The organism is Pseudomonas sp. XS1P51 (assembly GCF_054897845.1).
The window spans coordinates 4,080,746-4,095,584 of record NZ_CM142707.1 but is presented as its reverse complement, the minus strand read 5'-3'; the positions used below and the strand labels follow the sequence as shown (position 1 = coordinate 4,095,584).

The following is a 14,839-nucleotide window of genomic DNA, read 5'->3' as shown; positions in this document are numbered from 1 at the left end:
ATCACCTCGGTTTCACAGGAACACCGAGTTGACTGCATCGCGAGCAGGCTCGCTCCCACAGTTTTTTGCGTTGTCTCATAGTTCGATCTTATGGTTCAGATCGCTGGTCGGGCGCAACGCCCGGGCATAGCAGAACAGAAACAGATTGCGCACCAGTTCCTTGAGCACCACCGGCTCGCTGGAACTCAGGCCATTGACGTCCAGATCACCCTGATCCTGCAGCTCGTTCAAGGCTTCTTCTTCAAGCACCGCACAAACTTCCCCGGTTTCCCGATGCAGGATCCTGAGGTAAGGGTGTGGGCGGTCCAGCCAGGCATCGATCAAATAAGTCATGGGTCTCATCTCCATTGATTGGGGTTCAATGAGAATAATTCTTATTTATCAAATAGCAAGGACCTATTGGTGGTTTGTGATTTTTTCTGGGTAAAGGTTGTGTAAGGTCAAAACGGATGGCGTTTGGCTATTGCGAGGAAATGCTGGGTGACGCGGGGGAGGGTGAAGCACCATCCCACGCAGGGCGCGGGATGGAAGACAGCAGGTTCAGACTTTTCTGACGAACTCGGATTTGAGCTTCATCGGGCCGATGCCGTCGATCTTGCAGTCGATGTCGTGATCGCCATCGCACAGGCGGATGTTCTTGACCTTGGTGCCGACCTTGACCACCAGCGACGTGCCTTTGACCTTGAGGTCCTTGATCACGGTGATGGTGTCGCCGTCCTGCAGGACGTTGCCGACCGAATCTTTTTTCACGGTGTCATCGGACGCGGCTTCAGTTTCGCCACCGGCGGACCATTCGTGGGCGCACTCGGGGCAGATCAGCTGGGCGCCGTCTTCATAGGCGTATTCGGAATTACATTTTGGGCAGGGTGGCAACGTGCTCACTAAAGCTCCTTGGATTCAGGATCGCTAAAAAGCGCACATTATATAGGGTTTTGTCGGGGGAGGGGCACATAGCAAAAGATCGCAGCCTTCGGCAGCTCCTACAGGGGATTATGCACACCTGTAGGAGCTGCCGAAGGCTGCGATCTTTTGATCTTGCTTTAACTATCAGTGCGTACGGGCAACCGCAAACTCACTCAACTCGACCAGCGCATCGCGGTATTCGCTGGCAGGCAGTGCATCGAGGCATTTGATCGCACGGGCGACGTAGTCGCGGGCCAGCTGCGCGGTGTAATCCAGCGAGCCCGAGGCTTCCACGGCTTCGCGGATGCTTTCCAGGTCTTCGATGCCACCTTTCTGAATGGCCTTGCGCACCAGTGCAGCCTGCTCTGGCGTGCCTTCACGCATGGTGTAGATCAGTGGCAGGGTGGGTTTGCCTTCGGCCAGATCGTCACCGACGTTCTTGCCCAGGGTTTCCGCGTCGCCGCGGTAATCCAGCAGGTCGTCGACCAGTTGGAAGGCTACGCCCAGGTGATCGCCGAACGTGCGCAGGGCTTCGGCCTGTTCCGACGTGGCTTCGCACAGGGCCGCGGCGCTGTGGGTCGAGGCTTCGAAGAGCATCGCGGTCTTGCCGCGGATGACTTCCATGTAGGTTTCTTCGGTGGTGCTGGCGTCGCGGACCTTCGACAGCTGCAACACTTCGCCTTCGGCGATGATGCGAGTGGCTTGCGACAGGATCTTCATCACCGGCATGGAGCCCAGCTCGACCATCATCTCGAAGGAGCGCGAATACAGGAAGTCGCCCACCAGCACGCTCGGCGCGTTGCCCCACATGGCGTTGGCGGTCGAGCGACCACGACGCATGCCGGACATGTCGACCACGTCGTCGTGCAGCAGGGTGGCGGTGTGCAGAAACTCGATGGTCGCGGCCAGCAGACGCAAGTCGTCGCCTTCGCGGCCCAGGGCCTTGCCACACAGCAGCACTAATAAAGGACGCAGGCGTTTACCGCCGGCCGAGGTGATGTAGTCGCCGATTTTCGATACCAGCGGCACTCGGGAAGTCAGCTGCTTCTTGATGATGCCGTCGACGGCGCTAAAATCGTCCGCCACCGCGCGGTAGAAAGCTTGGGGTTGCATCAGCGACAGTTGCTCCAGAAGGGTTGCGCGGCATGCTAGGACCCACGTCGGCGGGTGTCAAGGCACGATGGACGGCCTCTTGCATCGCCTCGGCAGCTTGCGTACAATCGCGCACCCTGAACTTCCTGGGCAGCACCTGCCTTACGCAATTGCAAACAGGCCTTCCAGCCTTATGCAGCCATGCCAGCCAATACCTCTTCTTATAAAGAGCTGGGTGAGCAGGATTATCGGAGAAATACCATGTCTTATGCAGTAATCGTTACTGGTGGCAAGCAGTACAAAGTTGCTCCAGGTGAATACCTGAAGATCGAAAAACTGGAAATCGCTACCGGCGAATCCGTTACTTTTGATCGCGTTCTGTTGGTTGCCAATGGCGACGACGTGAATATCGGCGCTCCAGTTGTTCCTGGCGCTACCGTTGTGGCTGAAGTGATCTCCCAAGGTCGTCACGATAAAGTCCGCATCATCAAGTTCCGTCGTCGTAAGCACCACATGAAGCGTATGGGCCACCGCCAGTGGTACACCGAGATCAAAATCACCGGTATTCAGGCTTAATTTCAGCCTAATTCCTCACTAGGAGAATTGAACTCATGGCACACAAAAAAGCTGGTGGTAGTACCCGTAACGGTCGCGACTCAGAAGCCAAACGCCTTGGCGTGAAGATGTATGGCGGCCAGGTTATCATTCCGGGCAACATCATCGTGCGTCAGCGCGGCACCCAATTCCACGCTGGCTACGGCGTTGGCATGGGCAAGGATCACACTCTGTTCGCTAAAATCGACGGCGTGATCAAGTTCGAAGTAAAAGGCGCCTTCGGTCGCCGTTACGTGAGCATTGTCCCGAAGACTGAAGTCGTCGCGGCATAATTGCGTAGTTGCTGGAAAAGCCCTGTCTCGCGACGGGGCTTTTTCGTTTGTGGGGTGAGTCTCTTGCAAAGCTGTTTGTAATGGGCTCCAGCGCTGGATTTGCGGTCGTTGATTGAGGTCGCTGCGCTCATTTTTGCAAGAGTCTTATGTCTAGGTTTTTTCGGCTCGTCCGTATGGCGAGAGGCGTTTTGTTATGAAGTTTGTTGATGAAGTATCGATTCGAGTAAAGGCCGGTGACGGCGGCAACGGTTGCATGAGCTTCCGTCGCGAGAAATTTATCGAAAACGGCGGACCGAACGGCGGTGACGGTGGTGATGGCGGCTCGGTCTACATGATCGCCGACGAAAACCTCAACACCCTGGTGGACTACCGTTACACCCGGCACTTCGATGCCGAGCGCGGTTCCAACGGCGGCAGCACCGACTGCACCGGCAAGAAAGGTGAAGAGCTGGTATTGCGCGTTCCGGTCGGCACGACCGTCATCGACTCGGCTACTCAAGAAGTGATCGGCGACCTGACCAAGGCGGGCCAGAAACTGCTCGTGGCGCACGGCGGCTGGCACGGTCTGGGCAATACCCGATTCAAATCCAGTACCAACCGTGCTCCGCGCCAGACCACTCCGGGCAAACCGGGTGAGGCGCGTGATCTGAAGCTGGAAATGAAGGTGTTGGCTGACGTCGGTCTGCTGGGCTTGCCGAACGCTGGCAAAAGTACCTTTATTCGTTCGGTGTCGGCCGCCAAGCCGAAAGTCGCCGACTACCCGTTCACCACGCTGGTGCCAAACCTGGGTGTGGTCAGCGTCGATCGCTGGAAGAGCTTCGTGGTTGCGGACATTCCGGGCCTGATCGAAGGTGCTTCCGACGGCGCGGGCCTGGGGATTCGTTTCCTCAAGCACTTGTCGCGTACCCGTCTGCTGTTGCACCTCGTGGACATGGCGCCGCTGGATGATGCCAGTGCCCCGGATGCTGCTGAAGTGATCGTCAGCGAGCTGACCAAGTTCAGCCCGTCCCTGGCTGAGCGTGATCGCTGGTTGGTACTGAACAAGTGCGACCAGATCCTTGAGGAAGAGCACGACGCTCGCGTCAAGGAAATCGTTGATCGCCTGGAGTGGACCGGTCCGGTCTACGTGATCTCGGCCATCTCCAAGCTCGGCACCGAGCGTCTGTGCCATGACATCATGCGTTACATGGAAGATCGTGCTGATCGCCTGGCTAACGACCCGGTCTACAAGGAAGAACTGGCCGAGCTCGATCAGCGCATCGAAGACGAAGCTCGTGCTCAGTTGCAGGCCCTGGATGATCAGCGTGCCCTGCGTCGCAGCGGCGTGAAGTCGGTCCATGACATCGGCGACGATGATTGGGACGAAGAAGATGTGGATGACGAAGACGGTCCGGAAATCATTTACGTGCGTGACTGATTCGTTGCGATAAACTTAAGCGCCGCTCACTAGAGCGGCGTTTTAGTATCTGGAAATCGGTAGTCACGAATAACGTCACGGGCAGCGCTGGGTCGCGCTGTCCTCAAGCTAAGGTTGAAGATGATGCGGAGCAAGGTGACAGGTGCGCAGCGTTGGGTCGTGAAAATCGGCAGCGCTTTGCTGACGGCGGACGGCAAGGGCCTGGATCGCGCGGCAATGGGTGTCTGGGTTGAGCAGATGGTGGCTTTGCATGAGGCCGGCGTCGAGCTGGTGCTGGTGTCCTCCGGGGCGGTGGCGGCAGGCATGAGCCGTCTGGGCTGGACCGTACGACCCAGTGCGATGCACGAGTTGCAGGCGGCTGCCGCCATCGGCCAGATGGGCTTGGTGCAGGCCTGGGAATCGAGCTTTGCCGAGCATGGCCGGCACACCGCGCAGATTCTCCTGACGCACGACGACTTGTCTGACCGCAAACGCTACCTGAACGCCCGCAGCACCTTGCGCGCGCTGGTTGAGTTGAAAGTGATCCCGGTGATCAACGAAAACGACACCGTGGTCACCGACGAAATTCGTTTTGGTGACAACGATACGTTGGCGGCGCTGGTGGCCAATCTGGTCGAGGCCGATTTGCTGGTGATCCTGACCGATCGCGACGGCATGTTTGACGCTGATCCGCGCAACAACCCCAACGCTAACCTGATTTACGAAGCGCGCGCCGATGATCCGGCGCTGGACGCGGTGGCTGGCGGTACGGGCGGCGCATTGGGTCGAGGCGGTATGCAGACCAAGTTGCGTGCTGCACGGCTGGCGGCCCGTTCCGGGGCGCATACGATCATCGTCGGTGGGCGCATTGAGCGCGTGCTGGATCGCCTCAAGGCGGGCGAGCGTATCGGCACGTTGCTGTCGCCTGAGCGCGGCATGCTGGCGGCGCGCAAGCAATGGTTGGCCGGGCACCTGCAGACTCGCGGCACGCTGGTGCTGGATGCCGGTGCGGTGACGGCGCTGTCCCAAGGCAATAAAAGTTTGCTGCCGGTGGGCGTCAAACTGGTCCGGGGCAGCTTCCGTCGTGGCGAAATGGTGGTCTGTGTGGCGCCGGACGGTCGGGAAATCGCCCGTGGACTGGCGAACTACAGCGCGCTGGAGGCACAAAAAATCATCGGTCAGTCGTCTGAGGCGATTGTTGGTCTGTTGGGTTATATGGCGGAGCCGGAACTGGTTCATCGCGATAACCTGATCCTGGTCTGAAGGAATATTTGAATGCGCGTGGCAAAAGGATTGATGGGGCTGCTGTTGGCAATGCCGCTGCTGGCCTCGGCCGAGGAGATTGGTCAGGTGTCGACGGTGTTCAAGTTCGTCGGCCCGAACGACCGTATCGTGGTTGAAGCGTTTGACGACCCGAAGGTCGAGGGTGTGACCTGCTACCTGTCCCGGGCCAAGACGGGCGGTGTGAAGGGTGGTCTGGGGTTGGCTGAAGATCGCGCCGAAGCGTCTATCGCTTGTCGTCAGGTTGGGCCGATCAGCTTCAAGGGTGAGTTGAAGGATGGCGACGAGGTGTTCAAGGAGCGCACGTCGCTGGTGTTCAAGACCATGCAGGTGGTGCGATTCCTCGACAAGAAGCGCAATACGCTGGTGTATCTGGTCTATAGCGATCGTTTGATTGAGGGCAGTCCGCAGAATGCGGTGACGGCGATTCCGATTTTACCGTGGACGCACGCTCAATAACCTAGCGAAGATCCAATGTGGGAGCGAGCCTGCTCGCGATAGCTGCTTAACATTCAAATCTATGTCGACTGTTATTCCGTCATCGCGAGCAGGCTCGCTCCCACACTTTTTGCGCGTTTTCACTAAATCGCAGGCAATAAAAAACCGACCCTGGGGTCGGTTTTTTAACGAGCGCGTCGCTTAGGCAGCAGCGGCAACGTTCAGGGCCTTGACGTGGCCATTCAGGCGGCTCTTATGACGAGCAGCTTTGTTCTTGTGGATGATGCCTTTATCGGCCATACGGTCGATAACTGGCACAGCCAGAACGTAAGCAGCTTGAGCTTTTTCAGCGTCTTTTGCGTCAATGGCTTTAACTACATTCTTGATGTAGGTACGAACCATGGAACGCAGGCTGGCGTTGTGGCTGCGACGCTTCTCAGCCTGTTTTGCACGTTTTTTGGCGGAAGGTGTGTTGGCCACCGTCGAGCTCCTCGAAAGACTTTTTAGGAAATAGCAAACAAAATAGGCCGCGAATCATGCCGATGAGTTGATGTCTTGTCAAGGGCGGTTGAGACGTTCCGCTAAGTGGTAGGTATAAAGAGGCGGGATATTTATTTCCGGCGCTTGACCTGTAAACTCGCGAGCTTTGGCTCTGTGCTGTTGCGGCGCGGAGTATCGCATAAGTGGGCGCGTTGTTCGCCTGCTGTTTATCGACAGGCACAAACTCTTTCAATGAATCTGCTCAAATCGTTGGCCGCCGTCAGCTCTATCACGATGCTTTCCCGGATTCTGGGGTTCGTCCGTGACACCCTCATTGCGCGTACATTTGGCGCGGGGATGGCGACCGATGCCTTCTTTATCGCCTTCAAACTGCCCAATCTGCTGCGACGGATTTTCGCCGAGGGTGCATTTTCCCAGGCATTCGTGCCGATTCTTGCCGAGTATAAAAACCAGAAGGGCGAGGAGGCGACGCGAACGTTTATTGCCTACGTCTCCGGCCTGCTGACACTGGTACTGGCGCTGGTGACTGCGTTGGGCATGTTGGCTGCACCGTGGGTCATCTGGGCGACTGCGCCGGGTTTCACCAATACCCCTGAAAAATTCGAACTGACCTCCGATCTGTTGCGAGTGACCTTTCCTTATATATTGCTGATTTCCCTGTCTTCATTGGCCGGGGCGATCCTCAATACGTATAACCGTTTCTCGGTACCGGCCTTCGTGCCGACCCTGCTCAACGTCAGCATGATCATCTTTTCGGTGTTTCTGACGCCGTACTTCGATCCGCCGGTCATGGCGCTGGGCTGGGCGGTTCTGGTGGGCGGTCTGGCGCAACTGCTCTATCAACTGCCGCACCTGAAAAAGATCGGCATGCTGGTGTTGCCGCGCCTGAATCTGCGCGACAGCGGCGTCTGGCGGGTCATGAAGCAGATGCTGCCGGCGATTCTCGGCGTTTCGGTGAGCCAGATTTCGCTGATCATCAACACCATTTTTGCGTCGTTCCTGGTCGCCGGTTCCGTGTCCTGGATGTATTACGCCGACCGCCTGATGGAATTGCCGTCCGGCGTACTGGGTGTGGCTTTGGGCACGATTCTGCTGCCGACCCTGGCCAAGACCTACGCCAGCCAGGATCGTAACGAATACTCGCGGATCCTCGATTGGGGCCTGCGCCTGTGCTTCGTGCTGGTGTTGCCGTGCTCCCTGGCGCTGGGGATTCTGGCCGAGCCGCTGACGGTTTCGCTGTTCCAGTACGGCCAGTTCAATGCGTTTGACGCGGCGATGACTCAGCGGGCGCTGATCGCCTATTCGGTCGGACTGCTCGGGATTATCGTGATCAAAGTGCTGGCGCCGGGTTTTTATGCGCAACAAAACATCCGCACCCCGGTAAAAATCGCGATTTTCACGCTGGTCTGCACTCAATTGTTCAACCTGGTGCTGATCGGTCCGCTGGCTCATGCCGGTCTGGCCCTGGCCATCAGCGCCGGTGCCTGCCTTAATGCCGGGCTGCTGTTTTATCAATTGCGCAAGCAGCAGATGTACCAGCCCCAACCGGGCTGGGCGAAGTTTGGGGCCAAACTGGTGGTCGCCGTCGTCGTGATGTCCGCGGTTTTGCTGGGTGCGATGCATTTTATGCCCGCCTGGGATCAAGGGCACATGCTGGAACGGTTCCTGCGTCTGGGCGCTCTGGTGGCGGCTGGCGTGGTGGCGTATTTCGGCATGTTGCTGCTGATGGGCTTCCGTTTGCGCGATTTCAATCGCAATGCGCTGAGCTGAGGTCGCAGCCTCGATAATCACGGGCGGGCCGACGGTTTTGTCGGCTCGATCACTTTGGGTTACGGTGTTGCCTGTCGTCGGCCGCCGGGTGTGGTTATAATCGACCACTTTATGAGCAAGAAGCGCGTTATGCAGCTGGTTCGAGGCCTCCACAACCTGCGCCCCCAGCATCGGGGCTGTGTCGCCACTATTGGCAACTTTGACGGTGTTCACCGTGGCCACCAGGCTATCCTGGCGCGCCTGCGTGAGCGTGCGATCGAGTTGGGCGTGCCCAGCTGCGTGGTGATTTTCGAGCCGCAGCCCCGGGAATTCTTCGCCCCGGACACGGCGCCGGCTCGCTTGGCTCGCCTACGGGACAAATTGCAGCTGCTGGCCGACGAAGGTGTCGACCGGGTCCTGTGCCTGGCGTTCAACCAGCGTCTGAGCAAGCTCAGCGCCAACGAATTCGTCGATACGATTTTGGTGGACGGCCTTGGCGTCCAGCATCTGGAAGTCGGTGACGACTTCCGGTTTGGCTGTGACCGGGTAGGGGATTTCGATTTCCTGCAACAGGCCGGCGTCCTGCAAGGTTTTACCGTTGAAGCGGCGCAAACTGTCGAACTGGACGGTATTCGCGTCAGCAGTACTCAGGTCCGCAACGCCCTGGCCGCTGCCGATTTTGCCTTGGCCGAACGGCTGCTCGGTCGTCCGTTCCAGATTACCGGGCGGGTCCTGCACGGCCAGAAGCTGGCGCGCCAACTGGGTACGCCCACGGCCAACATACAACTCAAGCGTCGTCGCGTGCCGCTGTCCGGGGTTTACCTGGTCAACGTCGACATCGACGGCAAGATCTGGCCCGGCGTCGCCAATATCGGCGTGCGGCCAACGGTCCAGGGTGATGGCAAAGCCCACCTGGAAGTGCATCTTTTAGATTTTGCCGGCGATCTGTATGACCGGCGTTTGACGGTGGTTTTCCACCACAAGCTGCGTGAAGAGCAGCGTTTCGCCTCTCTGGAGGCGCTTAAGACGGCGATCAATGCGGATGTTGCCGCCGCCCGTGCCCTGTCGCACCTAGCGCCAATCGCTAATGAAGAGCCTTAAATGACCGACTATAAAGCCACGCTAAACCTTCCGGACACCGCCTTCCCAATGAAGGCCGGCCTGCCTCAGCGCGAACCGCAGATTCTGCAGCGCTGGGACAGCATTGGCCTGTACGGTAAGTTGCGCGAGATTGGCAAGGATCGTCCGAAGTTCGTTCTGCACGACGGTCCTCCGTATGCCAACGGCACGATTCACATCGGTCATGCGCTGAACAAGATTCTCAAGGACATGATCATCCGGTCGAAAACCCTGTCGGGTTTCGACGCACCTTATGTTCCAGGCTGGGACTGCCACGGTCTGCCGATCGAGCACAAAGTCGAAGTGACCCACGGCAAGAACCTGGGCGCGGACAAGACCCGCGAACTGTGCCGTGCCTACGCCACCGAGCAGATCGAAGGCCAGAAGTCCGAATTCATCCGTCTGGGCGTGTTGGGCGACTTCGCCAACCCGTACAAGACCATGGACTTCAAAAACGAGGCCGGTGAAATCCGCGCCCTGGCTGAAATCGTCAAGGGTGGTTTTGTGTTCAAGGGCTTGAAGCCTGTGAACTGGTGCTTCGACTGCGGTTCGGCCCTGGCTGAAGCAGAAGTCGAGTACGAAAACAAAAAATCCTCGACCATCGACGTCGCGTTCCCGATTGCCGATGAAGCCAAACTGGCTGCCGCTTTCGGTCTGCCATCGCTGGCCAAACCCGCTTCGATCGTGATCTGGACCACCACCCCGTGGACCATCCCGGCCAACCAGGCGCTGAACGTTCACCCGGAGTTCAACTACGCCCTGGTCGACGTCGGCGACAAACTGCTGGTGCTGGCTGAAGAGCTGGTCGAGTCGTGCCTGGCGCGTTACAGCCTCGAAGGTTCGGTCATCGCGACCACTACCGGTAAAGAGCTGGAGCTGATCAATTTCCGTCACCCGTTCTACGATCGCCTGTCGCCGGTTTACCTGGCCGAGTACGTGGAACTGGGCGCTGGCACTGGCGTGGTTCACTCCGCACCGGCCTACGGCGTGGACGACTTCGTGACCTGCAAAGCCTACGGCATGGTCAACGACGACATCCTCAACCCGGTACAAAGTAACGGCGTGTACGCGACATCGCTGGAGTTTTTCGGTGGCCAGTTCATCTGGAAAGCCAACCCGGCCATCGTCGACAAGCTGACCGAAGTCGGTGCGCTGCTGCACACCAGCATCATCGAACACAGTTACATGCACTGCTGGCGTCACAAGACTCCGCTGATCTACCGTGCCACCGCGCAGTGGTTCATCGGCATGGACAAAGAGCCAGTGAACGGCGACACCCTGCGCAAGCGGGCGATCAAGGCCATCGAAGAGACCAAGTTCGTCCCGGCCTGGGGTCAGGCGCGCCTGCATTCGATGATCGCCAACCGTCCGGACTGGTGCATCTCCCGTCAGCGCAACTGGGGCGTGCCGATCCCGTTTTTCCTGAACAAGGAAAGCGGCGAGCTGCACCCACGTACCGCCGAGCTGATGGAAGAAGTCGCCAAGCGCGTCGAAGTCGAAGGCATCGAAGCCTGGTTCAAGATGGACGCGGCCGAGTTGCTCGGTGACGAAGCGCCGCAGTACGACAAGATCAGCGACACCCTGGACGTCTGGTTCGATTCGGGCACCACGCACTGGCACGTCCTGCGCGGTTCGCATCCGATGGGCCACGAGACCGGTCCACGTGCCGACCTGTACCTGGAAGGTTCGGACCAACACCGTGGCTGGTTCCATTCCTCCTTGCTGACCGGTTGCGCCATCGACAACCACGCGCCGTACCGCGAGCTGCTGACTCACGGCTTCACCGTCGACGAGTCCGGCCGCAAAATGTCCAAATCCCTGGGCAACGTGATCGCGCCGCAAAAGGTCAACGACACCCTGGGCGCCGACATCATGCGTCTGTGGGTTGCTTCTACCGATTACTCGGGTGAAATGGCGGTGTCCGAGCAGATCCTGCAACGCAGTGCGGACGCCTACCGGCGCATCCGTAACACCGCGCGCTTCCTGCTCTCCAACCTGACCGGTTTCAACCCGGCCACCGACATCCTGCCGGCCGAAGAAATGCTGGCCCTGGACCGTTGGGCCGTGGACCGCACCCTGCTGTTGCAACGCGAGTTGCAAGAGCATTACGGTGAATACCGCTTCTGGAACGTCTACTCCAAGATCCACAACTTCTGCGTGCAGGAGCTGGGCGGTTTCTACCTGGACATCATCAAGGACCGTCAGTACACCACTGGCGCCAACAGCAAGGCTCGCCGTTCGGCGCAAACCGCGCTGTACCACATCAGCGAAGCGCTGGTGCGCTGGATCGCGCCGATCCTGGCGTTCACCGCCGACGAGCTGTGGGAATACCTGCCGGGCGAGCGTAACGAATCGGTGATGCTCAACACCTGGTACGAAGGCCTGACCGAATTGCCGGCAGACGTCGAACTGGGCCGCGCCTACTGGGAGCGGATCATGGCGGTGAAGGTCGCGGTCAACAAGGAAATGGAAATCCAGCGCGCGGCCAAGGCCGTCGGGGGTAACCTGCAAGCCGAAGTGACGCTGTTCGTCGAAGACGCGCTGAGCGCCGACCTGGCCAAACTGAGCAACGAACTGCGCTTCGTGCTGATCACTTCGACCGCCAGCGTTGCACCGTTCGTGCAAGCTCCGGCTGACGCAGTCGTCACCGAAGTCAGCGGCCTGAAGTTGAAAATCGTCAAGTCGGCCTTCGCCAAGTGCGCCCGTTGCTGGCATTGCCGTGAAGACGTTGGCGTGAACCCGGAGCATCCGGAAATCTGCGGTCGTTGCGTCGACAACATCAGCGGCGCTGGCGAGGTTCGTCACTATGCCTAATGCCGTTGGCCGTTTCGGACGGCTGAGCTGGCTCTGGTTGAGTTTGCTGGTCCTGGTCATCGACCAGGCCAGCAAGTTCTACTTCGAAGGCAAGCTTGCGATGTACCAGCAAATCGTGGTGATCCCCGATTACTTCAGCTGGACCCTGGCCTACAACACCGGCGCGGCGTTCAGCTTCCTGGCCGACAGCTCCGGCTGGCAGCGCTGGTTGTTTGCCCTGATCGCCGTCGTGGTCAGTGGGGTGCTGGTGGTTTGGCTCAAGCGTCTGGGGCGCAACGAAACCTGGTTGGCCGTCGCTTTGGCGCTGGTGCTGGGTGGTGCGCTGGGTAATCTGTATGACCGCATTGCCCTGGGCCATGTGATCGATTTCATTCTGGTGCATTGGCAGAACCGCTGGTATTTCCCGGCGTTCAACTTCGCCGACAGTGCAATTACCGTCGGTGCCGTAATGCTGGCACTGGATATGTTCAAAAGTAAGAAAACCGGAGAAACCGTTCATGACTGAACAGGTATTGGCTGAGCAACGCATCCGCCAGAACACGGAAGTCACCTTGCACTTTGCATTGCGCCTGGAGAACGGCGACACCGTCGACAGCACCTTCGACAAAGCCCCGGCGACCTTCCAGGTCGGCGACGGTAACCTGCTGCCAGGTTTCGAAGCGGCGCTGTTCGGCTTCAAGGCTGGCGACAAGCGTACGCTGACGATTCAGCCGGAAAACGCTTTTGGTCAGCCTAACCCGCAGAACGTGCAGATCATCCCGCGCTCGCAGTTCAAGGACATGGAACTGTCACCGGGCTTGCTGGTGATCTTCAACGATGCGGCGAATACTGAGCTGCCTGGCGTGGTGAAAGAGTTCGATGACGAGCAAGTGACCATCGACTTCAACCACCCGCTGGCCGGCAAGACATTGACCTTTGACGTCGAGATCATCAGCGTCAAATCGCTGTAACTGACCCAACCGGCCTTTTGTAGGAGCGAGCTTGCTCGCGATGGACTTAAGGGCACCGCGTTAATCCAGATAGAGCGCGTTTTCGTTAACGATCATCGCGAGCAAGCTCGCTCCTACAGGGCAAGACACGAGGCACAGCATGCAAATCAAACTCGCCAACCCCCGTGGCTTCTGCGCCGGTGTGGACCGGGCGATCGAAATCGTCAACCGTGCCCTGGAAGTCTTCGGGCCGCCGATCTATGTGCGCCACGAAGTGGTCCACAACAAATTCGTCGTCGAAGACTTGCGCGCTCGCGGTGCGATCTTCGTCGAGGAACTGGATCAGGTGCCGGACGACGTCATCGTGATCTTCAGCGCCCACGGTGTTTCCCAGGCTGTGCGCACCGAAGCCGCCGGCCGTGGCCTGAAGGTGTTCGACGCCACCTGCCCGCTGGTCACCAAGGTGCACATCGAAGTCGCGCGCTACAGCCGCGACGGCCGTGAATGCATCCTCATCGGCCACGCCGGTCACCCGGAAGTCGAAGGCACCATGGGCCAGTACGATGGCAGCAATGGTGGCGCGATCTACCTGGTCGAAGACGAGAAAGATGTCGCCGCGTTGCAGGTCAACAACCCCGAAAAACTCGCGTTCGTGACCCAGACCACCCTGTCCATGGACGACACCAGTCGCGTCATCGACGCCCTGCGTACGCGCTTCCCGGCCATCGGTGGCCCGCGCAAGGACGACATCTGCTACGCCACGCAAAACCGTCAGGACGCGGTGAAGCAACTGGCCGATGAATGCGACGTGGTGTTGGTGGTTGGCAGCCCGAACAGCTCCAACTCCAATCGCCTGCGTGAACTGGCAGAACGCATGGCAACCCCGGCCTACCTGATCGACGGCGCCGAAGACCTGCAAAAGAGCTGGTTCGACGGTGTCGAGCGGATCGGCATTACCGCCGGTGCCTCCGCTCCGGAAGTGTTGGTGCGTGGTGTGATCCAGCAATTGCAGGCCTGGGGCGCTACCGGTGCCGATGAACTGGCCGGTCGTGAGGAGAACATCACTTTCTCCATGCCTAAAGAGTTGCGCGTCCGCTCCCTGCTTTAAAGTTTTTCCCCCCCTGGACATAACGCCTGCTCAGCCTTGTGGCTGCGCAGGCTGACGCGTCCGGTCCGAGCCAGCACCACCTGGAACTGACTGACCGGTTCGCGGGCTGCGCAAATATGTAGTGTCCCTGCCTGAAACTCCCCTCTGGAGAACTGCGGTTCGCCCAGATCGCTGAAACGCACGAAGCTGCTGACCGGTCGATTGCCGACGATCGGCACCCGAGTCCCGCTCTGGCGCTCGACCAGTAGCGGATTGCTGCTGTCTTTATGCCCCTTGCCGCTGATATCCAGAATGATCCGCCAGCCTTGGCCCCAGTCGCCGTTGATGGCATGAATCACCACGCTCTGATGGCGTGCGATGGCCTCGGTTCTGGCGGTGCGTATGCCACTGAAAAGCGACTGCGCCGCCTCCTCGCGACGGGTCGATTCTGTGAGCGCTGCGACCGCCGGACTGACGACGAGCAGAACAATCCCGACAATCATCAGTCCCATGAGCAGTTCGATCAGGCTGAAACCTCGCTGATGCATGTCATTCCCTTCCCTGGTGTGCGGCGGCCCGCGAAATCCCTGCGCGAGTAATGGCAAATCAACCGTACCTCTGCTGGTCGAATGCTCTGGCGTGA

At 59.0% G+C, this 14,839-nt stretch carries 16 protein-coding genes; 11 read left to right on the top strand and 5 right to left on the bottom strand.

Features of this window, described 5'->3' with window-relative positions; translation table 11 throughout:
• Positions 1 to 75 precede the first annotated feature (75 nt).
• The 3 genes from ACYZUD_RS19090 to ACYZUD_RS19080 form a co-directional block, all read right to left on the bottom strand.
• Positions 76 to 333, bottom strand: a complete 258-nt coding sequence (locus tag ACYZUD_RS19090; RefSeq protein ID WP_095632313.1) for a PA4570 family protein — start codon at positions 331 to 333, stop codon at positions 76 to 78.
• Between the two features lie 207 nt (positions 334 to 540).
• Positions 541 to 882 carry a zinc ribbon domain-containing protein YjdM gene (locus ACYZUD_RS19085; RefSeq protein ID WP_462019672.1) on the bottom strand — a complete coding sequence of 114 codons (342 nt, stop codon included), beginning with the start codon at positions 880 to 882 and terminating at the stop codon, positions 541 to 543.
• Between the two features lie 165 nt (positions 883 to 1,047).
• Entirely contained in the window at positions 1,048 to 2,016 is a 969-nt protein-coding gene (locus ACYZUD_RS19080; protein ID WP_462019671.1) for a polyprenyl synthetase family protein, read from the bottom strand.
• A gap of 240 nt (positions 2,017 to 2,256) precedes the next feature.
• On the opposite strand from ACYZUD_RS19080, the gene rplU reads away from it, so the two are divergent.
• The 5 genes from rplU (at position 2,257) to ACYZUD_RS19055 (ending at position 6,018) form a co-directional block, all read left to right on the top strand.
• Positions 2,257 to 2,571, top strand: coding sequence for a 50S ribosomal protein L21 (gene rplU, locus ACYZUD_RS19075; protein ID WP_007901869.1), 315 nt, complete (start codon positions 2,257 to 2,259; stop codon positions 2,569 to 2,571).
• A gap of 35 nt (positions 2,572 to 2,606) precedes the next feature.
• The gene (rpmA, locus tag ACYZUD_RS19070) at positions 2,607 to 2,882 is read left to right on the top strand and encodes a 50S ribosomal protein L27 (RefSeq protein ID WP_017340859.1); all 276 of its coding nucleotides are present in this window, start codon (positions 2,607 to 2,609) and stop codon (positions 2,880 to 2,882) included.
• Positions 2,883 to 3,075: 193 nt separating this feature from the next.
• Positions 3,076 to 4,299: an Obg family GTPase CgtA gene (gene cgtA / locus ACYZUD_RS19065; protein ID WP_010467530.1), complete on the top strand. Its 1,224-nt coding sequence runs from the start codon at positions 3,076 to 3,078 to the stop codon at positions 4,297 to 4,299.
• Positions 4,300 to 4,422: 123 nt separating this feature from the next.
• A complete protein-coding gene (gene proB, locus ACYZUD_RS19060) occupies positions 4,423 to 5,541 on the top strand; it encodes a glutamate 5-kinase (RefSeq protein WP_462025075.1) in 1,119 nt (372 codons plus the stop codon).
• Positions 5,542 to 5,553: 12 nt separating this feature from the next.
• Entirely contained in the window at positions 5,554 to 6,018 is a 465-nt protein-coding gene (locus ACYZUD_RS19055) for a CreA family protein (protein ID WP_462019670.1), read from the top strand.
• Positions 6,019 to 6,198: 180 nt separating this feature from the next.
• Here ACYZUD_RS19055 and rpsT read toward each other — a convergent pair whose 3' ends face one another.
• Positions 6,199 to 6,477 carry a 30S ribosomal protein S20 gene (rpsT, locus tag ACYZUD_RS19050; protein ID WP_003185593.1) on the bottom strand — a complete coding sequence of 93 codons (279 nt, stop codon included), beginning with the start codon at positions 6,475 to 6,477 and terminating at the stop codon, positions 6,199 to 6,201.
• Between the two features lie 252 nt (positions 6,478 to 6,729).
• Here rpsT and murJ point away from each other — a divergent pair, with 252 nt between their 5' ends.
• From murJ to ispH, 6 genes are all read left to right on the top strand, one after another.
• Complete coding sequence (gene murJ / locus ACYZUD_RS19045; RefSeq protein ID WP_462019669.1) at positions 6,730 to 8,268, top strand: murein biosynthesis integral membrane protein MurJ; 1,539 nt, start codon at positions 6,730 to 6,732, stop codon at positions 8,266 to 8,268.
• 129 nt (positions 8,269 to 8,397) lie between these two features.
• Positions 8,398 to 9,348 (top strand): bifunctional riboflavin kinase/FAD synthetase, encoded by a 951-nt coding sequence (ribF, locus tag ACYZUD_RS19040; protein WP_462019668.1) that lies wholly within the window; start codon positions 8,398 to 8,400, stop codon positions 9,346 to 9,348.
• Positions 9,349 to 12,180, top strand: a complete 2,832-nt coding sequence (ileS, locus tag ACYZUD_RS19035) for an isoleucine--tRNA ligase (RefSeq protein WP_462019667.1) — start codon at positions 9,349 to 9,351, stop codon at positions 12,178 to 12,180.
• Positions 12,173 to 12,685, top strand: coding sequence for a signal peptidase II (gene lspA, locus ACYZUD_RS19030; protein WP_462019666.1), 513 nt, complete (start codon positions 12,173 to 12,175; stop codon positions 12,683 to 12,685). The genes ileS and lspA overlap by 8 nt, the downstream gene beginning before the upstream one ends.
• Before the next feature lie 7 nt (positions 12,686 to 12,692).
• Positions 12,693 to 13,130, top strand: a complete 438-nt coding sequence (gene fkpB, locus ACYZUD_RS19025; RefSeq protein ID WP_010467538.1) for an FKBP-type peptidyl-prolyl cis-trans isomerase — start codon at positions 12,693 to 12,695, stop codon at positions 13,128 to 13,130.
• A 139-nt stretch (positions 13,131 to 13,269) separates the two neighbouring features.
• Positions 13,270 to 14,217 (top strand): 4-hydroxy-3-methylbut-2-enyl diphosphate reductase, encoded by a 948-nt coding sequence (ispH, locus tag ACYZUD_RS19020; protein ID WP_033054296.1) that lies wholly within the window; start codon positions 13,270 to 13,272, stop codon positions 14,215 to 14,217.
• On the opposite strand, the gene ACYZUD_RS19015 is transcribed toward ispH, so the two are convergent.
• Complete coding sequence (locus tag ACYZUD_RS19015; protein WP_462019665.1) at positions 14,214 to 14,744, bottom strand: GspH/FimT family pseudopilin; 531 nt, start codon at positions 14,742 to 14,744, stop codon at positions 14,214 to 14,216. The genes ispH and ACYZUD_RS19015 overlap by 4 nt on opposite strands.
• Between the last annotated feature and the right edge of the window lie 95 nt (positions 14,745 to 14,839).